This window comes from Winogradskyella sp. 3972H.M.0a.05 (assembly GCF_040493455.1).
Lineage (GTDB): Bacteria > Bacteroidota > Bacteroidia > Flavobacteriales > Flavobacteriaceae > Microcosmobacter.
In genome coordinates, this window is sequence record NZ_JANFDA010000008.1 from 124,167 (window position 1) to 148,994 (window position 24,828).

A 24,828-nucleotide genomic window follows, 5' to 3' on the forward strand; every position below is an offset into this window, starting at 1 on the left:
TTATTAAAGTTTCACCTCTTGGCCATCTAATAATGTTTGTAATCCGGCTGTTGCAATCTTTTGTCCTGCTGACAATCCAGACGTGATTTCAAAACCATCTGAAGTTAAATCACCTACTGTCACTTGTTGCTTTTTAACTTTCGCTGACTCATCAGCTACTTCAATTAAAAACACAAAATTGCCATTACTATCTTCTCCTACGGCATGTGTTGGTACTACCAGTGCTTTTTTGGTACTCACCTCCTGCTCTCCAAAATCAAAAGAGACATTGGCTGCCATACCACTTTTTACAGCATCTGTAGGATTGTTTACAGTAATTCTAACAGGATAGGTCGCGGTATTTGCGTCTACTGCTGGAGCGACTTCAGAAACTTTACCCTTGAAAGATGCATTAGAAATTGATGTGAAATCCACTGTCACATCCATACCTACTTTAACACCATTGATTGCACTTTCTGGAATACCTAATACAATCTCCATATCTGTACCTGCATTGAGCGTTGCGATGTTTTGTCCAGGGCTAACATTTTCATCTATTTCTGAAAAAATAGCAGCAATAACACCATCTTCAGGAGCATATAAATAGCCAAATCTTACTTGTTCTTGTTGAATGGCGACACTTCGCTTTGAAGATTCAAAACTTTCTTTTGCAGTATTGAAAGCATTTTTAGCTGATTCGAAATCACTAAGAGATGTGCTTCCTTTTTCAAACAGCGATCGCACTCTATCTAAGCTTAGCTTTGCAGTATTCATCTGTGATTCTGCACTATTCATTGAGGACACAGCTGTTTGATAATTGAGACGTGCCTGAACATTATCCAATTTAGATAGTAATTCACCCTTTGTAACGCGTTGTCCCAGTTTCATATCAAAAACAGTAATAATTCCACTGCTTCTAAAACTTAGGTTAATTACTTTCTCGGTCTGAGCTGTACCACTAAATGTTCTAATCTTTTCGGCACCGACAAAGCCTACTTCATGATACTTTACTGGACGGATAACTTTCTTAGTCTCCTCCTTTTTTTCTGAGCATGACGCTAAGAGTAAACTTATTAGTACTACACTGATGGTTTTGAATATGTGTTTCATTGTATTAATGTATAATAACCTAATTTCTGTTGTTCATAAATTCTAAAAAGCGTTGTCTAAACTCAGTATTATCCGCTTCTGAATTCAAAAGGAAATAATAACCTAAGTAACGTTCTAACTGTAATGCATTGATTAAGTAATTGTATGTAGCGTTAATGCTTGCCAATTGTGCATTGAGATAATTATTTTGTGCATCTATTAACTGAATTACAGTAACTGCACCGGAACTATAAGATGTTTGCGTAAGGTCTAAAGCTTCCTCTGCCGAAGACTCCGAAACTCGAGATAGTTCTATATTAGAAATCTGATTGATTAAATTCAATACGCCACTCCTAATGTTAGCATCAATAGCAAGCTCCGAGTTTTCTTTATTGATTTCTAATTGATCTTTCTGTATTAAAGCGATTTGCTTATTGATGTTATTGGTATTCTGATTAAAAATCGGAATGGATAAACTAGCCGCAACATTGTAATTATCATTTGGATATCCTGGAAATGGCAGTGCACTTCCTTTACCACTGCGACTAAAATTACGATTGTACTGTCCTTGTAAAGCTATGGTCGGGATAAAACGACCTGTCCCATATAACTTAATTTGCCTATCTGTAGCATTAAGGTTATAGCCTAATGCTTTCAGTTCTGGAGCATTCTGCTTAGCTTCTTCAACTAAGAAAGCAATAAACGGTTCTCTTAACTTAGGATCATCTAGTAAGGTCGTTAATTCATCATAATTGTACTGTTCAAAAACACCTTTACCAAGCTCGGTATCCTCAATATCTATTTCAGTATCTAAAGGATTATTCAATAATTGGTTTAAGGATAGAAAGCTTTGCTCCAAATTGTTTACGGCTTCTATCATAGCCTGTGTATTCTGAGCCAATTCACTTTGAAAACGCAACATGTCGGACTTGCCAGATTCTCCTGCTTCATAATTTTGCTCAGCAATCTGTAAATTCTTCTTAGTTAGATTTAAGTTTCTCAACTGAATCTGCAAATTTGCTTTCAAGATTAAAGCAGTAAAATAGGCATTAGAAGCACTAAAAATTGCATCGAGTTGTGACGCATTAAAGGTTTCTTCTTGTGCTTTAAGTAATTCCTTCTGAATTGTAATATTGGCATTTGCTGCTTCAGAAAAAACAGTTTGTTGTAATGTAATACTTCCATCTGTTGAGAACTCAGGATTTTGCCCTTGACTAAACTCTGCTATATCAGGATCTATATAAGTCCCAGTGGCATTAGCATTAACACTTGGGTAATAGTTACTCTTTGCAGACTTTACATCCTGTTCACTGAGATCAACACTTCTTCTATCTGACTGTAGTGATAAGTTTTCATTAACGACTTCATCAATAATTTCTAAAAGGTTATAAGTTTTCTTAGCGATGGCATTCTCAATATCACCAACAAAATCAGTATCATTAATAAGACTGTACTTAATAGTAACATTGACCTGTTCGGCCACATTAAAGTTAATCGTGAGTCTCTGATTATAATCTATAAATACAGGCATTTCAGAAAGTGGCTTTCCGTTGATATAACCTTCTACAGACAATGCTATACGACGAATAAATTGCTCAAAATTTTCGTCAGAATGTTGTGTCGCCATAATTCCATTTTTTACTTGTGCCACACTAAGGCTGGTAAATGATGGTAATTTCTTTTCTATAAAGGTTGAAGCCAGAGAACGTATCTCATCATCCGATAAAAAGAATCCTCCAGCCATATAAACCGCATCTATACCTTCTAGGTTAGATGTAATATCTTGTAATGTGTCAAAAGGAATAATTTTATAGTTAGCGTTCAAGATTTCAAACTCATCGTCAAATACTTGCTGTAATGGTAGAAAATCAACTAAAGGCTTTTCAATAACAATTCCTACTGTATCAAACTCGGTTAATTCTTTAAACTTCTGAAAGTCTTCCAAAAAAGATTCAGACTCAATCAAAAAGGTGAAATTATCTATTCCTGAAACTTCTTTGGAAAGATCTAACACATTAAAATCTTTGTTTACAGCACCAAATAGAATTGTTGGTTTTACATGACTAGATTGACTACTAACAACCTTACTATTAACAACGCCAAATGCTAGGATTATATCTGTCTCATTACTAAGTAATGTCTCATAGTTTTGTTTGGCACGTTCGAGATTAAAGTTATTCGTAAGAATACTATTTCTAGGAAAGTTAATATCAGCATCCTCTCCAACGACCGCCTTTATCTGGGTCATCAACTGATCCAATAAAGGTTCTAGCTTTTCAGTTCTATTATCTAACAGTATACCTATGTCGTATTGTTTACGTTGCGAATACATAGAGATTACACTGAGAAATAGTATAATGGTTAGTAGTTTTCTCATTTTAAAAAAATATATGCCTTGAATAGTAGACTCCTTGAATATCATAAAAGTAAGTATTATTTATGGTTTATTCTTCTTGTTTATAAACTATGATTTCATTATATATGTAAGTTTTTCTTCTGAATTTAAGCATTTTACAACACCTAATATCCTGATTTTGTTTCATGTAATTTCTTTGTTAACAACTCTAACAATACATTAACAGAAAGCAACGTTATTTTATATAAATTCGTCAATCAAAAAATTTGACCTGAAGCTCTTTTATGATTTAGGCATCAGGTATAGCTATAAATATGAAATCATTCATCAGTTTATTAAGTTTAATAATCTGCTTCGGTCTTAGTGCACAAGAATTACCCTCAGATGATGCATTAAAGATTAAGCTGACGTCGTCTTACAAAAAAGGCGCTTTAGAGGAAGAAGTTTTGCTTCCTGTAGTTAAAGAAGATTCTTTACAAATACCAGATATTACTTCAGAATATTGGGATAACACAGTATATAACCCATACAAGAAAGTTGCAGTATCATTTCCATTACCCATTAAGTTTGAGGACTCAACCTACGCTTCACCAGTTAGCCGAAATAAAGTTGTGACATCTCGCTATGGATGGCGTTGGGGTCGTGCACACAAAGGCATAGATATAGATCTTATTACAGGAGATAGTGTCTTCGCTATGTTTGATGGTGTGGTACGCTTTGCTAGATATAACAGTGGTCATGGTCGCACGGTTATTGTGAGACATTATAATGGTTTAGAGACTGTGTATGCACACCTTTCAAGATATGGTGTTAAGGAAAATGACTCTATTAAAAAGGGACAATATTTAGGTAAAGGTGGTGCTTCAGGAAATGCAAGAGGCAGCCATCTACATTTAGTTGTTAACTACAAAGGTGTTGCAATCAATCCTGAATATTTATTTTCTTTTGATAGTTTGAATACTGTGCGCTCTAAAGAACTTTGGGTGACACGCAAATGGACCAGAGCACATTACCACAACTCTAAACGTCAGAGTAAAATAAAGCTACTCCTTTCTGAAGAAGAAGCATTAGCCAGTTTGAAAAAGCAGAAAAAGATTTATGTGGTAAAGCGTGGCGATACGCTTTCGAGAATTTCTAAACGAAATAATGTATCTATCTCCAGCATTTGTAAAACCAATTATATCAAAAGGAATTCTATTCTAAAGGTTGGTCAGAAGCTAGTTCTAGAATTGTAATTTAGTTTTTGTCCTCCAACAAAGGCACAAACCTAAAATCTCCAAACTCTTGCTTCTCGAAACGCTTTTCAGCTTTTCTTGTAAATAATGTCATTACCTGTACATTATCTCCAACAGGAATCACTAATCGACCTCCTACTTTTAATTGTTCCAAAAGCGGCTTAGGAACAAAAGGAGCACCAGCAGTAACGATAATGCCATCGAATGGAGCATCTTCAGGCAAGCCTTTATAGCCATCACCAAAAATGAGACGCTTAGCTCTGTAGCCTAGCTTTGGAAGAAACTTAGATGTCTTCTTAAACAATTCTTGCTGGCGTTCTATGCTATAGACTTTAGCACCCAACTCTAGCAAAACTGCAGTTTGATAACCACTCCCTGTACCAATTTCTAAAATTTTATCTCCTGGTTTCACTTGTAGTAGTTCACTCTGAAATGCAACAGTAAAAGGTTGTGAAATTGTTTGGTCGGCAGCAATAGGAAATGCTTTATCCTGATACGCATGATCCAAAAAACCAGAATCCATAAATAAATGTCTAGGGATTTTTGAAATGGCATTCAATACTCTTTCGTCTTTTATCCCCTTAGCAATTATAGTTTCGACTAATTTTGAGCGTAAGCCTTTATGTTTAAATGAATCTTCCAATGCTGAATTTTTGAGCTTAAAAATACTACAAAGAACACGAATGCAAAAGGAAATTTATTTCTATTAATTCTGTGTCAAAAATCCTATTTTTGTTGAAAACAAAAATCTATGCTCAGAGCAGGAGTTCTTGGTGCTGGTCACCTTGGAAAAATTCATCTTAGACTTCTTAATCAATCCGAGAAATACCATTTAGTTGGTTTCTATGATGCCGATGAAGAAAACGCCAAACGCGTTTCTGATGAATTTGGATATACCTATTTCAGTAACATCGAAGATTTGATAGACGCAGTCGATATGGTCGACATAGTTACTCCAACATTATCACACTACGATTGCGCCAAACAAGCCATAGCTAAAGGCAAGCATATCTTTATAGAAAAGCCAATAACCAATACTGTTGAAGAAGCAGAGCATATTAGAATATTATTGGCTGAGCACAACCTTAGAGGTCAGGTTGGTCATGTAGAGCGTTTCAATCCAGCCTTTACAGCAGTAAAGGATAAGATTGAAAACCCAATGTTTATTGAAACGCACAGATTGGCAGAATTCAATCCACGTGGTACAGATGTTCCCGTAGTTTTAGATTTAATGATACACGATATCGATATTATTCTTAGTGTAGTCAATTCAAAAGTAAAACAAGTTTCTGCAAGTGGCGTTTCTGTAATCAGTGATACTCCAGATATTGCAAACGCACGTATAGAGTTTGAAAACGGTTGTGTTGCTAATCTTACAGCAAGCCGTATCTCATTAAAAAATATGCGCAAAACACGTTTCTTTCAAAAAGATGCTTACATCTCTGTAGATTTCCTAGAAAAGAAATGTGAAGTCGTAAAAATGAAAGACGCTCCAGAGCAACCAGGAGACTTTGATATGATCCTTCAAAATGCAGAAGGTGTAAAAAAGCAAATCTATTTTGATAATCCTGAAATTTCAAACAACAACGCCATACTAGACGAACTAGAAACTTTCGCTCACGCTATAGAAACCAATACGAAGCCAATAGTTACATTACATGATGGTACTGAAGCTCTGCGTGTAGCCTCTATGATTATAGAACAATTCTAGTTTCCATAAGTATGGGAAATACTTAATAAAATTAATAACCAACATCCTTATAAAAGGAGAAAACTTAAATGTATACTAAATGAAAAATGTCGCAGTAATTGGAGCAGGAACCATGGGAAATGGTATAGCGCATACGTTTGCTCAATCTGGCTTTAAAGTTCAACTTATCGATATCAGTGAAGCTGCCTTAAAACGAGGTATGGACACCATCGCAAAGAATTTGGACAGAATGGTTGCCAAAGAGAAAATCACTGAAGAAGATAAAGCAGAAACTTTGGGTAACATCAGAACATTTACAGATGTTAATGCTGGAGTTGAATACGCTAGCTTGGTGGTAGAAGCAGCTACTGAGAATGTAGACTTAAAGCTTAAGATCTTTAGACAACTAGATGAAGCCTGTCCAGATGATACGATCTTAGCGACTAATACCTCTTCAATTTCTATTACACAAATAGCATCAGTGACTTCGCGACCAGATATGGTTATTGGTATGCACTTTATGAATCCTGTGCCTATCATGAAATTGGTTGAAATCATTCGTGGTTACAATACTAGTGATGAAGTAACTGACATTATCATGGAAATGTCGAGAACGCTGGGTAAAGTTCCTGTAGAAGTAAATGATTACCCTGGTTTTGTTGCCAATCGCATCTTAATGCCAATGATCAATGAGTCTATCGAAACCTTATACAATGGTGTCGCTGGAGTACATGAGATTGACACTGTGATGAAACTTGGAATGGCACACCCAATGGGACCATTACAATTAGCAGACTTTATTGGTTTAGATGTTTGCCTTTCTATTTTAGAGGTTATGTATGAGGGGTTTAAAAACCCAAAATATGCACCTTGTCCGCTCTTAGTAAATATGGTTAGAGCTGGTAAACTAGGTGTAAAATCTGGAGAAGGATTCTACGATTATTCTGAAAGTAGAAAAGCAGAAAATGTAGCAAAGCAGTTTGCATAATATTTATTAGTATATGGTTTAGATTGAAGTCTGTAATCAAAATAATATTAGTATTATCCATTTTCTTTGGATATATGTCTTGCTCAAATAAAGACAAGCAAAGTCTTAAACAAATAGATTATTCTGAGATTATTGAAGATTATCTAGAATCAAAAGTAATTAAACCAACCATTGTTTTTGGTACAAGAATCGATCATACTTACAGGTATGAATTTCAACTTTTAGAGCACAAGCTTAGTTGGAAACCATTAAAAAAGGGAATAGAAATTACAATTGATGGATATAAAATCTCAACCTCAGATAAAGTAACTTTAAATCCTGTTTGGGGTTCTGGTCGAGATAGTGTCAAATTTTCAAACACATTAAGTGAAGTTCATATTTTTGAAGAGGACTCATTGATAGGGTTTATTACTACTAATGCACCTTGTAGCGGATTAGGTTGTGGTGTTAATTATCAAATTATTTACGATTTAAAAACAAAAAAAGAAAGCTACTTTGGAAAATTCAGAACTGGCTTTGAGTTCAATCTTTACCATTTCAACACCGATAATAGACCAGACTATCTAAGTACAACTTTTAGAGGTAGGAACGAACAAAGTATCGATACCACAAAGTATGTAATGTATAGTCAAACTGATAAAGGCTACTTTGAGCAATTCAAATCTAATGAGCAAGATAAATTTTGGTTTACGCATATTTATTCAGAATTTCATCAAGATTTAAATAATGAAAAATTTAAGGAAAGTTGGATTGAACGAATATGCGACTAATTAGAAGAGAATACTAAAACATGGCTAAAATAATTCCATTTAGAGCGGTAAGACCTACACGTAGTAAAGTAGGATTAGTGGCGACACGTTCGTATGAAAGTTATTCGCAATATGAACGCGATTCCCGCATGTCTTACAATCCGTATTCCTTTTTGCATATCATCAATCCTGGTTTTAAGTATGACAAGCAAATCACAGGAAAGGAGCGCTATACTTTGGTTCGTAACCGTTATCTGGAATTTAAGGAAGATGAAATTTTTGTTCAGGATGAAAAACCATCATTCTATGTTTATAAAATTGAAGACCGAAAAGGACAGGTTTTCAATGGTATTATAGCTGCTAGTAGTGCTAAGGATTATGAAAACAACATCATCCGAAAGCACGAAGACACACTAGAACATAAAGAGGAACTCTTTAAAACCTACCTCAAAACTGTAGGGTTTAATGCTGAACCTGTACTCCTCACCTATCCCGATAATCCTGTTATCGCAGACATCATCAAAGAAGCTCAAAAGGAATTTGCAATCTTTGAGTTTACAATGACCTATCGAGACACACATTATTTGTGGAAGATAGATGACGAGGAACACATTGCTACGATTCAAAAAGAATTCGAAAAAATAAATACAATCTATATAGCCGATGGCCATCATCGCTCTGCATCATCTTATCTGTTGAGTAAAGATGAAAATGCTTCGGAACATGACAGCTATAACTATTTTATGTCTTACTTAATTCCTGAGTCAGATCTTCGTATTCATGAATTTAATAGGTTGATTAAAGACTTGAATGGATTAAGTAAAGAAGCTTTTTTGATAAAACTAGATAGCTTATTCAGAATAGAAAACAGAGGTACTACTCCTTACAAGCCTTCAAAACCGCATCACTTTAGCATGTATTTAGATGGTGAATTCTATTCACTATACCTAAGAAAAACAATCTATAAGTTTGAAAATGTATTAGAAGAGTTAGATGCTCAATTACTATACAAAACTATCCTGCAACCAATTCTGGGTATTGAAGATTTGCGCAACGATAAGCGTATTGCTTATATGGATAACTCTAATGAAATGTATACGATAAAAACTGCGGTAGATTCTGGTGAGTATGAAGTTGGATTCGGTATGGTTCCTGCTACCATAGAGCAACTAAAGGCTATTGCAGATAATGATCTTAAAATGCCACCTAAGAGTACTTATATTGAACCAAAGTTAAGGAGTGGTTTAACGATTTATGAGTTTTAATAAATATGAGTTAAAGGACTTGTCATTCCGAACGACAGTGAGGAATCTCAACGATTAAAAAGTATGAGCATAAAGCATAATTTACAAAATATAAAATCTACATTACCAGAAGATGTTACGCTTGTAGCAGTTTCTAAGACCAAACCTGTGTCGGATATTATGGAAGCTTACGATGCAGGCCATCGTGTGTTTGGTGAAAATAAGATTCAGGAAATGGTTGAAAAACATGAGCAAATGCCTGATGATATTCAATGGCACATGATTGGTCATGTACAACGCAATAAGGTGAAGTATATGGCATCTTTTGTAAGCATGATTCATGGTATTGATAGTCTAAGACTACTAGAAGAAGTCAACAAGCAAGCTATGAAACACGACAGAATCATTGACTGTTTGCTTCAAATAAAAATTGCTTCAGAAGATTCTAAATTCGGGATGACTTTCAATGATGCTAAAGCATTATTAACATCTGAAGCCCTTTCAGAATTAAAAAACATTAAAGTAGTTGGCGTCATGGGAATGGCAACATTTACAAATGACCAAGACCAACTTAATGATGAATTCTCATACCTAAAAAAGTGCTATGATGAATTACAATCTTCACACTCAAACTTCAAGATCATATCCATGGGTATGAGCGGTGATTACCAATTGGCTATTGATTGTGGTAGTACCATGGTACGCGTTGGTAGCAGCATTTTTGGAGCACGGAATTACAATTAAAAAGTCGGTATTTCACTTTTAAAACACCGACTTCTCAACTAAACTAACTTAATTGCAGCTATTGTCCCAGGCAATATTTTCCCAACCTGAAGGATTATAGCCTCTGTAACAGACTTGTGATCCTACATAACCAAGGGTTTGAGAAACTAATGGTTCCCAAAAACCTCCAATGAGATCAAAGTATTCAATCTCTACCTCTACATCCCATGAGCCTGCAGGAGCTGTAAAGAAATCTTGGTCTTCATCTGTAACAGTTACCCAACTTTCAATAATGTTTTCAATATTACCCTCGACATTTCTCTGCTTATAGGACAATCGCACACGCATATTCCTAATTTCAAAATCATTGACGACTTTGATTGCAGAATGCGTAAAATCCATTCTTCCACACTCTACTGTAGTATAATCTGTAGAATATCCCATTTTAGCCAATGTGTTATCCTTTAGATATCGAATGGTATATGCAATTGGTACGCCAGGGTTATCTCTGCTATACAGGGCATTTTCGCCAGTAATGATGTCATTAAGCACTCCAGGACTTATATCTTCATCATCATTGTATACTAAATCCACTGAACTCACAGCTACTTCGGCATTTCCACCCAGTGTCAATATTTTGATAGACGAGGTTTTCAAGACATCACTCATTTCGCTGTCGATTGTTGCATTGACGTCGACTCCAGCAGCGTATTCTAACACAGCATCAAACTCTACATTAGTTTCATCATATGTAGTCTCCAAGCGTAGCATTATGATACGACCATAAGATACAGTGCTAACATAAGCAGGTGGCCTATTAGAGTCTACAATACTTTGTACTTGTTCTAGGGTAACATCATTTCTGAAGACCGCTGATGCATCTAAAGGTGTATCCATAATAACATCATAAAACACTTGTTTGAATACCATAGTGGCTACTTTGTTTTCTGAACTGCTATCAAATTGTAATTGAGATGCTACAGAGTTGTCCGCCCATGCAATATTCAGTCCAACATCCATACTCAATTGGGTAGAAGAATACAGTTCGGCTGCATCGTATGTTGAATTTCCTTCATTCACATAACCATCACCATCAGGATACTGTGTGTTATTGGTGTTCCACCACTCTAAAGCGTTATCTAATTGTGCGTTAACATCTGCATTAGATGAAGGATTTTCAACAACTAGTGTTCCTTGTTCTCCAATTCCTGGGAGATCTAATCGCATAGTCGCTGGCGCTCTATTAGCTGGCAGAGGTGTTGGTGTCCCAAACAACATGAGTCCATCACCAATAACTAAAGCTCCTGGGTACACAGCATCTAGATTTGGTCTTAATATGGCTATACTTTCGAAATTTGAAAACAAGTCATAGTCAATGGTTGTACAAGTTTCTATTTGTCCTTGACTTGGCGGATTTATATCTATATCTGGTATTCCTGGGATTCTTACACTTGGCTCAAAGCCAGTGTCTTGAACATTTAATAAATCTTGCGGATTGTAATCCAAGCTATTGATATATTCAACAATGCTTTGCGCATCAGGGTTTATTGAAGGTACGTCGTCTGTGCTCTCTTCGCTACAGCTAATTACAGCTATACTAAGAACTAGAGCAATGTATTTATATTTTAAAGTTTTCATAATATTAGTATTAATTGGTTAATCCCATTGTTTTAGTGTTGTGCTTAATCCTTGCTGCAAGAATACATTTCCAAGTGTTGTGTTATCTAGATTATCCACATCACCATTTCGCCACTTATACCTGCTAGATGCGTTGTCCTTTACACCTACGCTTCCAGAAGCGTACATGCCGATAAAGCCTTCGGAACTTGTAGGTGCAGAAACACCTTTTAAAACAAAATGATTGAATTCATCATTATGCTCTGGTAGCATTCCACCAAGGTATTGATAGAGCCCACCTGAATCGCCTTCAGATATTTTTACGCGGCTACTCACTACATTATTAATCCAAGAATAGTATTTAAAGGCAAAGACATAGCTTCCAGTGGGAATTGCAAAGCCATTATCGTTGGCTATCGTTCTATTGCCTGTATAATTATCTACTGAAGCTCCAGAGAAGATTTGGTTATCACTAGCACCGCTCTTGGTGGTATCTGCTAAGTAATTTGCTAAGTCATTGTATTCGCTTTCAGAAATCATGACCCATTCGCCATTGGAAGCATTTTCATAAGCTGTACGTGAGCTTCCGCTCAGAAACGCCCAAATATCATCAACATCGTTAATGCTTACAGTGACATTAATTGTTTCTGTTTCCGCACCATTAGAGGCCACAACTGTAGCTTCTAAAACCTCATTGGTTTCAAAGTCGAAGGCCAACCAATCACCCACAGCTAGTTGATTCTGCGTAATAATAATTGCCTGACTAGAGGTTTGACTCTGAATAGTAAATGATACAGTACCTTCTAAGGATGTAGTGATTTGTGATAGAAAAGTCCCACTACTCGGATACTCATCAACGGAAATATTGATATCGTTAGATTCAGTTCTTGGATTTTCATCTTCAGAACTGCATGCCATACAAAACAGGATACAAAATCCTAGTATTAGATGTGTTGCTTTCATAATTAAATATTTTGTGGTTTTTGAGTTTTTGTAGCGACTTACAACTAGAAAGTCTGCAGCCTAACCAGCGTAAGACACCACAAAATGTTTTATCGCCATTTGCGATGAACCAAAACTATATTCAGAAAGTGCTAAAATCTAATTTTGAGCATGGACAAAGTATGGACAGGACAGGACATGGACAAGTTAAATTTCAATTATAAATATTATTCAAGTAATTAATTTACAATGCTTTATAATTACTTGTATTAAGTATCAATTCATATTAATTATTTTCGTTTTTATATATCTCTCTATAAAGGCATGCGGATTCGGTTGCTTAATTTTATAACTTAGTGTGAATCAAAATCAACTCACATGACACGCTTTTTTTGCATACTATTTTGTGTTTTTTCAGTTATGTTGAATGCGCAAGAATCGAAAAAAATAGAAACCCTAAAAGATGAATTATCAAAAGCCAGTAATGATGTTTCTCGACTAAGTATTTTAGAAGACTTATGGAAGTTAACGGCTTATGATAATGCTGAGGATGCTATTAAGTATGCTGAAGATGCTGTCGAAATAGCCAGCAAAGCCAAACTCAAGAAAAAATTGGCTAGAGCTTATGAACGTCTTGGTATTGCGCACGCCAATATTTCCCAATATCAAAAGTCTAATGATGCGTATCTAAAGGCCATATTTCTTCACGATTCGCTTGGAAACAGAAGAAATGTAAGCAGTATTTACATGAATCAAGCTATAAACTTTAAGGATAATTCGCAGTATGATAGCGCTCTTGCCTATATGGATAAATCCGAACCTTTTATTGATCTGTACTGCTGTGTGGATGATTCTATCCTCTTGATAAATCTCAATAGCATCAAGGCACAAATCTATACTGAAAAAGGTAATTATTTGAAGTCACTAGACTTTGCCATTACTGCTGCAGACTTTGCTTTAGCGATAAAAGACAGTATTCAATATGCAGATAATCTAGCACTGATTGGTGACAACAATGAAGCTCTTGGTAATGATGAGGCTGCTATTAACTACTTTAGAGAAAGTATAAACATCTACAGAATTGCTGAAGACACCTATTACGAGTGTCAAACTTCTAAAAAAATTGGAGAACTCTTTGCAACTAAAAACCCAATAGCTAAAGATAGTGCTGAATACTATTTGAATAGATCTATACAGCTCGCAAGAGAAATAAGGGTGCCTTTTTTAGAAATGCAGTCGCTAAATGTGTATGCCAATTATTTGGTCGCTATAAATGATGATTCTAAAGCCAGGCAGATATTAAATGAAAGTATGGTTATTACTGAACGATTAAAGGATAGTTTCAGTTTATCTAGTATTCAACTAGCATTAGGAAAGCTTAACTATAAAGCGAAAAACTATGATTTGGCGCTTCAACAAAGTAAAGAGGCACTCAAGCTAAAAGAAAATATCGGTTTGCTTTCTGGTACTGTTGAGTCAAACAAACTCCTATCCAATATTTATAAAGCCAAAGGAAACTATAGTGAGGCTTTACGCTATCACGAGGCTTATAAAGTGAGTTCTGATAGTTTATACAATGTTGAAAAAGCTGCAAAATTTGATGCACTACAGACTGAGTTTGACACTGCAAAAAAGGAAGGGGAAATTGCCCTTCAAAATGAAGAGATAAAAACTTTGAATGCTCAAGCAGAGAACGATAGGCTCACCAAAACACTATATGGTATTGGAATGGCTTCGTTTATAGCCATAGCTGCCCTACTCTATTTTGGGTTCAAACAGCGTATCAAAAAGAATCGGATCGCTCGCGAAAAACAAGAGGCCATCTATAAACAAGAAATTGAGTTCAAGAAGAAAGAACTTGCGAGCCAAACCCTGCATCTAGTTCAAAAGAAGTCATTTTTACAGGAATTGAAAGATAACTTGGAACGCCTAAAGAATTCACCAGATCAATTCAAAATTGAATTTAAAAGGCTTATAATGCTACTAAAGAAGGAAAACGCAGAAGACAAAGACTGGGAAGTGTTTAAATCTTATTTCGCAGAAGTACATAACGACTTTGACGAAAAGCTCAAAGGCTTTTCAGAAGACCTCACTGAGAAAGAAATGCGCTTAGCTACGTTTTTGCGCATGAACCTTACCACGAAAGAGATTGCTGCTGTACTCAATGTGCTTCCGGATAGTGTTTTAAAGTCAAAATATCGATTAAAAAAGAAGCTCGGGTTAGATAAGGATAAAGACCTCACTGCATATTTGACGACACTCTAATATGTCGTAACTTTGCAATGTGAGTATTGAACTTCCCAAAGACAAGCAACTTATACTATTTGATGGCGTTTGCAATCTATGCAATAGTTCGGTGGTTTATGTGATAAAGCATGACAAGAATGATGTGTTTAGGTTTGCGCCTTTGCAATCCGAAATTGGTAAAGCGATTATCGAAAAGTACAATATAGACACTTCTAAAACAGATTCAATTTTACTCTACTCTGAAGCATTTGGATTAAAAATCAAATCTTCGGCTGCTATAGCAATTGCTTCAAAATTAGGTTTTCCAAGACATCTATTGAGTGTATTTCTTATCGTTCCACCAGTCATAAGAAACTGGTTTTACGATTTTATTGCCAAGAATAGGTACAAATGGTATGGCAAGCAAGACGCCTGTATGATACCGACTCCAGAACTAAAGTCAAAATTCTTATCATAAAAAAAACTCCAGACTAGCATCTGGAGTTTCATTCAAAATTTAACAACTAACTTAAAAACTAATTTAACCTAAACAAAATCAGTCTATTTCTCGATTTTATAGAGGGAAATAATCTGATTAATAGCACATTATTTTGTTATCATAAAGGTATGTAACACTTCTTTTCAAGAGCTAATTTCTCGGTATAATGCTTCAAAAAATTGTTAAATACATTAGAATTGCAAAAATCTTCTACAAGATGCATGCTTTACACTTCACTAATCAAACGAGCTATTTCACTCATTAAAAAAACACGTTCCCTAAGTGGTAATTTTTCTTCGATAAACTACATAGTAACTTTAGAATATAGATTGATTAATTGTTTGGTTTATCTTAAAAACCTCAAGGGAAAATTGCTGCAACATTACCTCATTTTCAGTTAGGAAGGAATAATTAATGTTCTTGCAAAGTTTAAGTCTAAAGATTTAGAAAGTGTCTTTTATGGATAATAACTAAATTATACCTTGAGGTTTTTCTATTTTTAGACCATGAGAAAATTTATCGCTGTTGTGCTTATTATTGGCTTATCTGTAAGCTGTAAAAAAACTGTTGCATCTGAAGTCGTTGAGCTCGATGCTAAAGATGGAGTCATAATAGTTAATGCTGATAGTATTAAGAAACCTAAGCCTATAATTCCTAAGGAACGACTTCTAGGTAAAGTAGATTATAAAACAGATTCCCTCTTTACTCAAGTAAGTAGTGAACATTCTTCAAAATTGTTGTATCTAAATAAAGAATGCTACAATAACTTTATAGACATGTATAACAAAGCTAAGTTAGATAGTGTTAATCTTAAAATCATTTCTGGCACCAGAAACTTTACTGAGCAGAAAGCTATTTGGGAACGAAAATGGAATCTCAATAACCAATTACCGCCTAATGAGCGTGCGCTAAAAATTCTTGAGTATAGTTCCATGCCTTCAACCTCTCGTCACCATTGGGGAACTGACATAGATATCAATAATTTGAACAATTCTTATTTTGAAACTGGCAAAGGAAAACTAGAATACGAATGGCTAAAAGTGCATGCTAATTCCTTTGGGTTCTATCAAGTGTATACTTCAAAAGAAAATGGAAGAACTGGTTATAATGAAGAAAAGTGGCATTGGTCCTACTTACCTATAGCTTCAAAATATCTAGAAGCTTATAATGCCAGTATCACTTTAGATGATATTAATGACTTTATGGGTAATGAAACGGCTAGAGACTTACAAGTCATTAAAAACTATGTCAACGGAATTTCTGAAGCAGCAAAGACATACAAGAACTAGAATATCTCTAAATCACCTTTACCTTCTCTGATGACTTCTGGTACATCGCCTGAAAGATCAACAACGGTAGACGCTTCATTGCCTCCGTAACCACCATCAATAACTATATCGACGAGTTTGTCCCATTTTTCTAATATCAATTCTGGGTCTGTAGTATATTCTATGATTTCATCTTCATCTCGTATCGATGTAGACACAATAGGATTACCAAGCTCCTTTACAATCTCTAAAGCTATCGCATTGTCTGGTACTCTAATCCCAACAGTCTTTCTCTTCTTGAAAGGGTTTGGTAATGTTTTGGCTCCAGGAAGTATAAATGTATATGGTCCAGGTAAGGCTCGTTTTAATATCTTGAAAGTCGATGTATCTATTTGCTTCACATAATCACTAAGATTACTCAAATCTTCGCAGACAAAGGAAAAATTAGATTTCTCTAGTTTGATACCTTTTATCTTAGCAATACGCTCCAAAGCTTTTATATTAGTGATATCACAACCTAATCCATATACCGTATCCGTAGGATAAATAATTAACCCTCCTGCTCTCAAAACTTTTACAATATTTTGAATATCTCTTGGGTTTGGATTCTCTTCATATAGCTTTATAAAATCTGCCATAACTACTTCATTGGGTCTAGATTACAAAGAAAGCACTATTTTTTTGAAAGCTAAACCTTAAAGATTTTATAAATCTTTAATACATTTTTGCTAATCTGTGTAACTTGAAGCGGATTTTTTAGTCTATTATGTATGCAGCGTTTATTGTATTGTATAGTATTCATTTTCACACTAACCACTTATGCCAATGATAAGGTCGATAGTTATATCGGATTTCCTACAGCAGAAGTAGTTAATGACTACACGACTAGGATCCCGTTTAAGCTTATAGATCACCTTATTGTTGTTGAAGCTGAACTGTTTGACAAGAAAGGAAACTTCATTATAGACACTGGTTCTGAAACACTTATTTTGAATAGTGTACATTTCAAGAAAAGTTCTAATGAGAAAATTACGCATGGTGTCAATGCAGACATACACTCGTCAGTAAAACATGTTAACACCTTTCTTCTGAAGAACTTCGAACTAAGACACACTAAGTCCGATGTTATTGATTTATCTCATATAGAGAAGACCAAAAAGATGAATCTTCTTGGAGTTATTGGACACAGTGTTTTGAAAGATTTTGAAATTTTTATTGATCTTTATCTCAATCAAATTACGCTTACTCGAGTAGACAAACTTGGTAATCGATTAGATGACAATGTCTATCTTGAAGAGATTACAGATAGTATTAATTTCAAATTGAAAAAGCATACTATAGTACTCAATACGGAAGTTAATGGGGTGATGTTGAAAATGGGATTGGATTCTGCCGCTGAATACAACCAACTCAATAAAAAAGTGAGTTCTAAAGTGCTAAAGAACTTCTTTCCAAGTCGAAAATTAAAATTATCTGGAGCTAGTGGAAAGACTGTTGAAGTTATGGCAGGGAAATTGTTTAGAGTAAAATTGAGTGATAATGTTTATTTTGGACCAATGCAAACTGTTCTGGCAAATCTCAAACGGATGAATGAAGCCTTTGGCACAAGACTAGATGGCGTACTTGGTTATGAATTTTTTAAACAAAAGCGTACCATAATTAACTATAAGAAAAGACAATTGTATTTTGTAAAAACACCAATGCCTCGACAATGAAAATGGTAATGCAACATATCGTCATATTATTTGTAGCTTTATTTAGCTTCAATGTTGCTGTAGCTCAGATTACTGAGCATAAAGGCTATCAGATTATTGGTGATTATGTTGTATTTATATTCAATAAATCCGATTATGAATTCTTCTCTAACGATGAATTCCATGATAGATTAGAAACCTCTGAGGTTTATGTGAAATCCGTTGCAGTTGCTGGAGAATTTAATGGTTGGTCTAGAGATGCTTGGCAAATGAAGAAAGCCGAGGATGGCACTTACACTTACGAAAGATTGCTCAGTGACTTTTCTGAAGAATTTGATTGGGAGTTTAAGTTCGTAATCAATGGAAACTATTGGGCAGAACCATCTTATGATGATCCTAATATTGTAGATGCTAAGGATGAATATGGTAAATATTTACACGTGTATAACTTAAAACTCTACTCCTCTTATGCATCGAAAGATGGTAATGCTAGGTTTAGGCTAAAAGGCTATACAGATGCGAAAACAGTTATCCTTAGTGGGACATTCAATAGATGGGATGAATCGATTTACAAAATGAATAAAGTAGATGATGGTTGGGAACTAACACTACAACTAAAACCAGATATCTACGAATACAAATTTATTGTTGACGGTGAATGGATTGAAGATCCAGATAATCCAGCTAAAAAGAAAAATGAGTATCATGGTTACAACTCGTTAATCAATATAAAAGTCCCTATCACCTTTACGTTACTCGATTACAAAAGTGCTAAAGAAGTAATCCTTGCAGGTGATTTTAACGATTGGTCTGAGCAAGAATTTAGAATGAGACGTACAGATTCAGGTTGGGCGTACACGACATTCCTTTCTGGAGGAAAACACCACTATAAGTTTATTGTTGATGGTAGCTGGATTACTGATCCCGATAATCCTGTTAGAGAATATGATGGTAAAGGCAACATCAATTCTGTGTACATGGTACGTAATTAATCCTCAAAAAAATCGTCCTTAAATCCAATAAGGTACAGCTTTTCTTTTGCTCTTGTCACAGCAGTATATAACCATCTCAGATAATCTCTGTCGATGCCATTTGGTAAATACGGTTGCTCTACAAATACAGTATGCCACTGTCCTCCTTGAGATTTATGACATGTTATCGCATAAGAGAATTTCACTTGTAATGCATTGAGGTATTTGCTCTTTTTCACCTTCAAGAACTTCTTATAGTTTGAAGTCTCGTCTTCATGATCCTTAAGTACTTCCTGATACAATCTATTAGAATCCTCATAGGTCAATGAAGGTGTTTCAGCCATTATCGTGTCTAACATTAATACGGTTTCAAAAGGACGCATTCTAGGATAATCTACCATCCTCACTTTTACAGTCGCAAATCTAAAACCGTATAACTCTTCAAACTTAAATATCTCAAGTACCTCAATAATATCTCCATTAGCAATGAAACCAGCTTCGCTAGACGGTTTTAACCAATGATAGTTATTCTTTACAATCATAAGAAAGTCACCAGCAGCCAATTCACTCTCTCTGAACATAATTCTATTTCTAATCTGCTGATTATACAGATTGGCTCGCTTGTTACTTCTTACTATAATTGAAGTTTCCTCATGCCCAAGATTACTATAGGCATCATTGATGGCATCCATAATGTCGTGACCATCAACCAGACGTACAATATCTTTAAAGCCGTTTAGGTTAAACTTGAAACTATCAAAAAAAGATGCTGCAATTGCTTCTCTCAATTCGGTGGCATTCATCAATATTCCAGAGTCTTGTCCTTGTCTTACGACTTCATCGAGTTCCATCTTCTGGACTTCCTTGTTGTAATTCAGTCCTAATTGTTGATCATCCAAAGCAGGGCTTAAGTCCAATTTAACTGGAGGGAGCTGTGCAGTATCTCCTATCAATAATAATTTGCATTTATGACCGGAATACACATACTGCATAAGGTCATCTAGCAAAGACCCACTGCCAAACAATTTTGCCTGACTAGGCACATCAGAAATCATAGAAGATTCATCGACTATAAATAATGTATCTCTATGTTTGTTTGGGGAAATGATGAAAGAGATTTTACCACTCTTATCTTGGCGAGCGGTGTATATCTTCTTATGAATAGTGAAAGCTTCCTTTCCCGAGTAATTATTAATGACTTTGGCAGCACGACCAGTTGGCGCCAAAAGCACAGCTTTCTTTCTTGCCTTCCATAGGTTATTGACCAACGCTCCAATAATTGTAGTTTTACCTGTTCCTGCAAACCCTTTGAGCACATATAAGCCATTAGAGTTATTGCTAAATATAAACTCTGATAACTGCAGTAACACAATATCTTGCTTGGTCGTAGGAGTAAATGGAAATTGCTGTTTTAAAAGCGAATAATATTCGTTTGCTGTCACAAGGAAAAGCGTTGTTTATAATTTGTTCAAATATAGCTATGTTTTTTGCGTCAGGGATTTTAACGAACAAAAAAAAATTGTAGATTTGCGATAGACCTTAAAATAAAACTAAATATGTTAATAATTGGAACTATCGTCGTTATCCTACTAACCATAGGTATCGTTTGGCTTATTGATAAATTTGTGCCTAAAAACCTTAAACCTATACTAAACATTCTTTTGTGGATAGGTATCGCCTTTTTAGCTTACAATACATACAAATCTGTGTATGGTGTTATAGAATTCAATAAACTTAAAGAAAAGCGCTACGCTCAGGTTATTGATAAGTTAATCGATATCAGAGATGCACAATTAGCTCACAAACAGATTACTGGGAAGTATACCGATAGTTTTGATAACTTAATTAAATTCATAGATACTGCAAGCTTTACGCTAACGCAAAGAAGAGATTCTACTGTTTTAGATGAAGAAGCAACAGCGCGTTATGGAGGTGTAGAAACTTTTAAAACTATTATTTTAATTGATACACTAGGAACTGAATCAGTGAAAGATTCTTTATTTGGAACTGATAATCGTTACAGATCAATGATGAATGTGCCTGTAGGAGAAGAAGGTGCTAAGTTCAAGCTAGAAGCTGGTGAATTGGACGGTACTCCAGTATTTGAAGCTAGAGTAGATAAATCTGTAATTCTATTCGATCAGGATAAAAACTATGTAAAGAACGAACAAGAAGTTGTATCTGTAGATGGTGTTAACGGTCCTGCATTAATAGTTGGTTCTATGAGTGAAGTAAACACGAATGGAAACTGGCCAAAAAACTATTCACAAAAAGAATAACAGTTTGACAACAACTTATATAAAAGAATTGTCCATTCAAGTAAATTTGAGTGGACTTTCTTTTTGTATTTTAAATAGAACCGAAAACACTATCGAATACCTCGATAGCATTTCTTTTGGTTCAAAGCTTACTCCTTATAAAGTCCTAGAAACACTAAAAGAGCATCTGTCCACTAACACAGTGTTCTCAGATACCTTTTCGTCAGTCAATGTAATTCATCACAATGAATTATCTACGTTGGTTCCAAAACCTTTATTTAAAGAAGAAAACAGTGCGGACTATCTGAAGTTTAATTCAAAAATCCTTAAAACAGATTTTTTAAGTCACGATGAGATCGCCATCAATGATAGTATTAATGTTTATGTGCCATATGTAAACGTTAACAACTATATCTATGAAACTTTTGGAGAATTTATATACAAGCATACCTCTACAATTTTAATTGATACGTTGCTTCAAAAGAACGAAAACACTCAAGGCAAGAAAGTATATATTAATGTCAACCAAGGTAGTTTTGAGATTCTAGTTATCGATGATGGTAAGCTCCTACTCTACAATAGTTTTGATTACAGTACCAAAGAAGACTTTATCTATTTTGTCCTTTTCAATTTTGAACAATTGCAATTAGATCCAGAATCTGTTCCCGTAGAAGTATTTGGTACCATATCTGAATCTGATGAGAACTTCGAAATTCTATACAAGTACGTTCGACATGTCAGCCTAATAGATCAAAATATGTCTTACAAAACCAATGAGGATATAGAACAACAAGATTTAGATAAGCACTTTTATCTACTCAATAGCTTCTAGAATGCGAATAATTTCAGGAGAATTTAAAGGCAGAAAAATTGTAGCTCCCAAAAAGCTACCTGTACGACCTACTACAGATATGGCAAAGGAGTCGCTATTCAATATCCTGAATAATCTATATTATTTTGATGACATTACTGTACTAGATCTTTTTGCAGGCACAGGAAACATTAGCTATGAGTTTGCTTCCAGAGGTACTGAACATATCACATCAGTTGATACCAACTATGGTTGTGTAAAATTTATTAATGAAACAGCTGAGAGTTTTGAGATGCCTATTAATGTTATTAAGGGAGACGTTTTCAACTTCTTAGATAATCACAAAAGCTCTTATGATATCATATTTGCCGACCCGCCTTATGATTTTGATCTGGAGCAGTTTTTAAAAATACCAGACCTAATTTTCGAAAATGAATTATTAAAAGAAGATGGGCTTTTGATTATTGAGCATTCTAAGCATACAGACTTATCCGAACATCCTCAATTTAATAATTCTCGCCTCTACGGAGGTAATATCTTTAGCTTTTTTGAATGTAAGTAACTGACAGTAAGTACTGTCGTAAAATTCCTAATAATTTTTTTTAACTATTTTAGGGCTGCTTTCCCGGTGAGTACTCCTACTTTTTTTGTGTTGTCCTAAAAGCTAATTCGCTTATGTATGGTTAATAATGGCTATTAATACAATAATTATATTAACCAAAAACAGAAAATTATGAAGACAACCAAAATGCGAATGTTGCTACTGTTGGCATGCATTCTAATGACCAATCTAGGTTTTGCTCAAGACAAAGAACCACCTACAATGTTTGTGGTCCACACTGACTATGTGAATTTTAACAAAATGATGCAGTATGAAGAAGCTGCAAAAGCCTTAAAAGAAAATTGTGAAAAGCATGATATCCAAGATGTAGATTGGCTAACTGTAAGTATAGAAGATGGTCGCTATGTCTATGTATCTGCAATCGAAAATATGGCAGAGTTAGACAATAATCCTATGGCATCATTATTTGAAAAAATGGGTCAAGAAGAAGCTGGCGCTCTCTTCAATAAAATGGATGAGTGTTATGATTCACATGGTAATACCATAGTACATTACATGCCTGAATTATCTTATAATCCTGAAGGATATTCTACGGAAGGGAAAAACTACAGAGAATATCATTTCTTGTACTATTCACCAAAGGATTCTAAAGCAATGAATGAAGGCATGAAGGCAGTTAAAGACATGTTTGCAGCCAAAGGTGTAAAAAATGGTTACAATGTTTACCATAGCGGATTTGGTGAGAAGGATAGTTATTATATGGTGTCTATAGCAGGAAAAGATGATATTGCTGTTGCTCAAGGTGGAAAAGAAAATGATGAAATACTGGGAGATGAACGCCAAGCTACATTCTACAAGGTTATTTCATTAACGACAAAATACGACCAAGTAAACGGCAGATTAAGACCAGACTTGAGTTATACTCCAGCTAAAAAGTAATTCATTATGAAGAAACTAATCTTAATAAGTGCCCTACTCATAGTATTTGTGTCATGCAAAGAACATGAACAACGCTATTTTGCAGAATCTGCGGAAACAGAGACTATTAAAAAAGCTGTTAAAGCATATGAATCTGGAGATTGGGATACATGGAAAAGCCATTTTGCTGATACTGCTAAAATCTATGTAAACTCTCTTGATGGAGTCTCAGTAGATGATAGATTAAAAGTGCTACAAGGTATGACTGGTGCTATGTCTTCCTATGGGTTTGACCGCGAAAAGGAATATATGGAAATGGTTCTAGACAAAGAGAAAGAAACCTGGGTCTACTATTGGGCGACACACAAAGGTACGTTTGCAGCCACCAATAAAGAATTAAAGATTCCTGTTCATATTGCCTTTCAGTTTGTGGACGGTAAAGTCGTAGAAGAGCATATTTACTTTGATGCAACTGCTATGAATGCTGAGTTTGCTGCCATTGAAGCTGCGGCTAAAGCAGCATCAGAGGAAGCTTCGGAAGAAGAAGCCACTAAATAAACAGATAATTTAATTTTTAAAAATGGTAAACCCTTTTAGAGTAACCTAAAAGGGTTTATTTATGCCTTGAGCAGATCTATAAGCCGAATTCTGTACTCCAAGGAGTCCTTATCATTTATCTACGTTTACTGTTACCAGCAAACTTTAGCTGCCTACCCTCCAACATCGCACGTGCAGCACTCAAACGTTGGTTTACATGGCATTGCACCACATAGAGTTTACCTGATTTCACTACAGCATTACCTGTACTTGCTTTCTGTTGCACTAGTCCTAGTCTTTCGACTGATGGCTGTTAGCCACTACGTTGCACTATGGTGTTCGGACTTTCCTCCATTCGTTAAACGAACAGCGATAAGGCAATCTACTCGGTGCAAAAGTAAGAAATTGTTAATAACTCATCCTAAATTGTATGGTCTTAATCCGTATTTTAAAGTCGAATTTTTAACTTTGC

General features: G+C 35.1%; 23 protein-coding genes and 1 other RNA gene. 16 read left to right on the forward strand and 8 right to left on the reverse strand.

The genetic code is table 11. The annotated features are described in order from the left end of the window. Positions 1-3 precede the first annotated feature (3 nt). Entirely contained in the window at positions 4-1,089 is a 1,086-nt protein-coding gene (locus tag NCE97_RS14540; RefSeq protein WP_353780012.1) for an efflux RND transporter periplasmic adaptor subunit, read from the reverse strand. Positions 1,090-1,108: 19 nt separating this feature from the next. Further along, on the reverse strand, positions 1,109-3,445 hold the full coding sequence (locus NCE97_RS14545; protein WP_353780013.1) for a TolC family protein: 2,337 nt from the start codon (positions 3,443-3,445) through the stop codon (positions 1,109-1,111). A gap of 293 nt (positions 3,446-3,738) precedes the next feature. On the opposite strand from NCE97_RS14545, the gene NCE97_RS14550 reads away from it, so the two are divergent. Further along, positions 3,739-4,659, forward strand: a complete 921-nt coding sequence (locus NCE97_RS14550; RefSeq protein ID WP_353780014.1) for a peptidoglycan DD-metalloendopeptidase family protein — start codon at positions 3,739-3,741, stop codon at positions 4,657-4,659. 1 nt (position 4,660) lies between these two features. Here NCE97_RS14550 and NCE97_RS14555 read toward each other — a convergent pair whose 3' ends face one another. Beyond that, on the reverse strand, positions 4,661-5,302 hold the full coding sequence (locus NCE97_RS14555) for a protein-L-isoaspartate(D-aspartate) O-methyltransferase (RefSeq protein ID WP_353780015.1): 642 nt from the start codon (positions 5,300-5,302) through the stop codon (positions 4,661-4,663). A gap of 108 nt (positions 5,303-5,410) precedes the next feature. Between NCE97_RS14555 and NCE97_RS14560 the strand changes: the two genes are divergently transcribed. The 5 genes from NCE97_RS14560 (at position 5,411) to NCE97_RS14580 (ending at position 10,074) form a co-directional block, all read left to right on the forward strand. Further along, entirely contained in the window at positions 5,411-6,370 is a 960-nt protein-coding gene (locus tag NCE97_RS14560; RefSeq protein WP_353780016.1) for a Gfo/Idh/MocA family protein, read from the forward strand. Positions 6,371-6,449: 79 nt separating this feature from the next. Further along, on the forward strand, positions 6,450-7,337 hold the full coding sequence (locus tag NCE97_RS14565; RefSeq protein ID WP_353780017.1) for a 3-hydroxybutyryl-CoA dehydrogenase: 888 nt from the start codon (positions 6,450-6,452) through the stop codon (positions 7,335-7,337). A gap of 23 nt (positions 7,338-7,360) precedes the next feature. Beyond that, complete coding sequence (locus tag NCE97_RS14570) at positions 7,361-8,107, forward strand: hypothetical protein (protein ID WP_353780018.1); 747 nt, start codon at positions 7,361-7,363, stop codon at positions 8,105-8,107. A 20-nt stretch (positions 8,108-8,127) separates the two neighbouring features. Beyond that, positions 8,128-9,351, forward strand: coding sequence for a DUF1015 domain-containing protein (locus tag NCE97_RS14575; protein WP_353780019.1), 1,224 nt, complete (start codon positions 8,128-8,130; stop codon positions 9,349-9,351). A 63-nt stretch (positions 9,352-9,414) separates the two neighbouring features. Then, positions 9,415-10,074, forward strand: coding sequence for a YggS family pyridoxal phosphate-dependent enzyme (locus tag NCE97_RS14580; RefSeq protein WP_353780020.1), 660 nt, complete (start codon positions 9,415-9,417; stop codon positions 10,072-10,074). A 48-nt stretch (positions 10,075-10,122) separates the two neighbouring features. Here the strand turns inward: NCE97_RS14580 and NCE97_RS14585 are convergent, their stop codons facing one another. Beyond that, on the reverse strand, positions 10,123-11,691 hold the full coding sequence (locus NCE97_RS14585) for a thiol-activated cytolysin family protein (protein ID WP_353780021.1): 1,569 nt from the start codon (positions 11,689-11,691) through the stop codon (positions 10,123-10,125). A gap of 18 nt (positions 11,692-11,709) precedes the next feature. Next, positions 11,710-12,633, reverse strand: a complete 924-nt coding sequence (locus NCE97_RS14590) for a hypothetical protein (protein WP_353780022.1) — start codon at positions 12,631-12,633, stop codon at positions 11,710-11,712. Positions 12,634-12,990: 357 nt separating this feature from the next. Between NCE97_RS14590 and NCE97_RS14595 the strand changes: the two genes are divergently transcribed. The 3 genes from NCE97_RS14595 to NCE97_RS14605 all read left to right on the forward strand — a co-directional run bounded on the left by NCE97_RS14595 (position 12,991) and on the right by NCE97_RS14605 (position 16,626). After that, on the forward strand, positions 12,991-14,877 hold the full coding sequence (locus tag NCE97_RS14595) for a tetratricopeptide repeat protein (protein WP_353780023.1): 1,887 nt from the start codon (positions 12,991-12,993) through the stop codon (positions 14,875-14,877). Between the two features lie 19 nt (positions 14,878-14,896). Next, entirely contained in the window at positions 14,897-15,316 is a 420-nt protein-coding gene (locus NCE97_RS14600) for a thiol-disulfide oxidoreductase DCC family protein (protein ID WP_353780024.1), read from the forward strand. 527 nt (positions 15,317-15,843) lie between these two features. Beyond that, positions 15,844-16,626 (forward strand): M15 family metallopeptidase, encoded by a 783-nt coding sequence (locus tag NCE97_RS14605; protein WP_353780025.1) that lies wholly within the window; start codon positions 15,844-15,846, stop codon positions 16,624-16,626. On the opposite strand, the gene NCE97_RS14610 is transcribed toward NCE97_RS14605, so the two are convergent. Continuing rightward, entirely contained in the window at positions 16,623-17,243 is a 621-nt protein-coding gene (locus NCE97_RS14610) for an L-threonylcarbamoyladenylate synthase (RefSeq protein ID WP_353780026.1), read from the reverse strand. The genes NCE97_RS14605 and NCE97_RS14610 overlap by 4 nt on opposite strands. A gap of 132 nt (positions 17,244-17,375) precedes the next feature. On the opposite strand from NCE97_RS14610, the gene NCE97_RS14615 reads away from it, so the two are divergent. Both NCE97_RS14615 and NCE97_RS14620 read left to right on the forward strand, forming a co-directional pair. After that, entirely contained in the window at positions 17,376-18,320 is a 945-nt protein-coding gene (locus NCE97_RS14615; protein WP_353780027.1) for a pepsin/retropepsin-like aspartic protease family protein, read from the forward strand. 8 nt (positions 18,321-18,328) lie between these two features. Next, positions 18,329-19,291 carry an early set domain-containing protein gene (locus tag NCE97_RS14620; RefSeq protein WP_353780028.1) on the forward strand — a complete coding sequence of 321 codons (963 nt, stop codon included), beginning with the start codon at positions 18,329-18,331 and terminating at the stop codon, positions 19,289-19,291. On the opposite strand, the gene NCE97_RS14625 is transcribed toward NCE97_RS14620, so the two are convergent. Further along, positions 19,288-20,712: an ATP-dependent DNA helicase gene (locus NCE97_RS14625; protein ID WP_353780029.1), complete on the reverse strand. Its 1,425-nt coding sequence runs from the start codon at positions 20,710-20,712 to the stop codon at positions 19,288-19,290. The two genes, NCE97_RS14620 and NCE97_RS14625, sit on opposite strands and share 4 nt — an antisense overlap. 114 nt (positions 20,713-20,826) lie before the next feature. Here NCE97_RS14625 and NCE97_RS14630 point away from each other — a divergent pair, with 114 nt between their 5' ends. From NCE97_RS14630 to NCE97_RS14650, 5 genes are all read left to right on the forward strand, one after another. Further along, entirely contained in the window at positions 20,827-21,549 is a 723-nt protein-coding gene (locus tag NCE97_RS14630) for a hypothetical protein (RefSeq protein WP_353780030.1), read from the forward strand. A 4-nt stretch (positions 21,550-21,553) separates the two neighbouring features. Next, positions 21,554-22,360 carry a DUF3822 family protein gene (locus NCE97_RS14635; RefSeq protein ID WP_353780031.1) on the forward strand — a complete coding sequence of 269 codons (807 nt, stop codon included), beginning with the start codon at positions 21,554-21,556 and terminating at the stop codon, positions 22,358-22,360. 1 nt (position 22,361) lies between these two features. Next, the gene (locus tag NCE97_RS14640; RefSeq protein ID WP_353780032.1) at positions 22,362-22,901 is read left to right on the forward strand and encodes an RsmD family RNA methyltransferase; all 540 of its coding nucleotides are present in this window, start codon (positions 22,362-22,364) and stop codon (positions 22,899-22,901) included. Positions 22,902-23,072: 171 nt separating this feature from the next. Continuing rightward, positions 23,073-23,840: a hypothetical protein gene (locus tag NCE97_RS14645; RefSeq protein WP_353780033.1), complete on the forward strand. Its 768-nt coding sequence runs from the start codon at positions 23,073-23,075 to the stop codon at positions 23,838-23,840. A gap of 6 nt (positions 23,841-23,846) precedes the next feature. Further along, positions 23,847-24,377: a nuclear transport factor 2 family protein gene (locus tag NCE97_RS14650; RefSeq protein WP_353780034.1), complete on the forward strand. Its 531-nt coding sequence runs from the start codon at positions 23,847-23,849 to the stop codon at positions 24,375-24,377. Between the two features lie 63 nt (positions 24,378-24,440). Here the strand turns inward: NCE97_RS14650 and rnpB are convergent. After that, positions 24,441-24,745, reverse strand: an RNA gene (rnpB, locus tag NCE97_RS14655) — RNase P RNA component class A. Between the last annotated feature and the right edge of the window lie 83 nt (positions 24,746-24,828).

Coding starts and splice junctions, on each gene's coding strand:
- NCE97_RS14540 (WP_353780012.1), bottom strand. CDS start 1,089: ATGAAACACATATTCAAAACCATCAGTGTAGTACTAATAAGTTTACTC.
- NCE97_RS14545 (WP_353780013.1), bottom strand. CDS start 3,445: ATGAGAAAACTACTAACCATTATACTATTTCTCAGTGTAATCTCTATG.
- NCE97_RS14550 (WP_353780014.1), top strand. CDS start 3,739: ATGAAATCATTCATCAGTTTATTAAGTTTAATAATCTGCTTCGGTCTT.
- NCE97_RS14560 (WP_353780016.1), top strand. CDS start 5,411: ATGCTCAGAGCAGGAGTTCTTGGTGCTGGTCACCTTGGAAAAATTCAT.
- NCE97_RS14565 (WP_353780017.1), top strand. CDS start 6,450: ATGAAAAATGTCGCAGTAATTGGAGCAGGAACCATGGGAAATGGTATA.
- NCE97_RS14575 (WP_353780019.1), top strand. CDS start 8,128: ATGGCTAAAATAATTCCATTTAGAGCGGTAAGACCTACACGTAGTAAA.
- NCE97_RS14580 (WP_353780020.1), top strand. CDS start 9,415: ATGAGCATAAAGCATAATTTACAAAATATAAAATCTACATTACCAGAA.
- NCE97_RS14585 (WP_353780021.1), bottom strand. CDS start 11,691: ATGAAAACTTTAAAATATAAATACATTGCTCTAGTTCTTAGTATAGCT.
- NCE97_RS14590 (WP_353780022.1), bottom strand. CDS start 12,633: ATGAAAGCAACACATCTAATACTAGGATTTTGTATCCTGTTTTGTATG.
- NCE97_RS14595 (WP_353780023.1), top strand. CDS start 12,991: ATGACACGCTTTTTTTGCATACTATTTTGTGTTTTTTCAGTTATGTTG.
- NCE97_RS14605 (WP_353780025.1), top strand. CDS start 15,844: ATGAGAAAATTTATCGCTGTTGTGCTTATTATTGGCTTATCTGTAAGC.
- NCE97_RS14610 (WP_353780026.1), bottom strand. CDS start 17,243: ATGGCAGATTTTATAAAGCTATATGAAGAGAATCCAAACCCAAGAGAT.
- NCE97_RS14615 (WP_353780027.1), top strand. CDS start 17,376: ATGCAGCGTTTATTGTATTGTATAGTATTCATTTTCACACTAACCACT.
- NCE97_RS14620 (WP_353780028.1), top strand. CDS start 18,329: ATGCAACATATCGTCATATTATTTGTAGCTTTATTTAGCTTCAATGTT.
- NCE97_RS14630 (WP_353780030.1), top strand. CDS start 20,827: ATGTTAATAATTGGAACTATCGTCGTTATCCTACTAACCATAGGTATC.
- NCE97_RS14640 (WP_353780032.1), top strand. CDS start 22,362: ATGCGAATAATTTCAGGAGAATTTAAAGGCAGAAAAATTGTAGCTCCC.
- NCE97_RS14645 (WP_353780033.1), top strand. CDS start 23,073: ATGAAGACAACCAAAATGCGAATGTTGCTACTGTTGGCATGCATTCTA.
- NCE97_RS14650 (WP_353780034.1), top strand. CDS start 23,847: ATGAAGAAACTAATCTTAATAAGTGCCCTACTCATAGTATTTGTGTCA.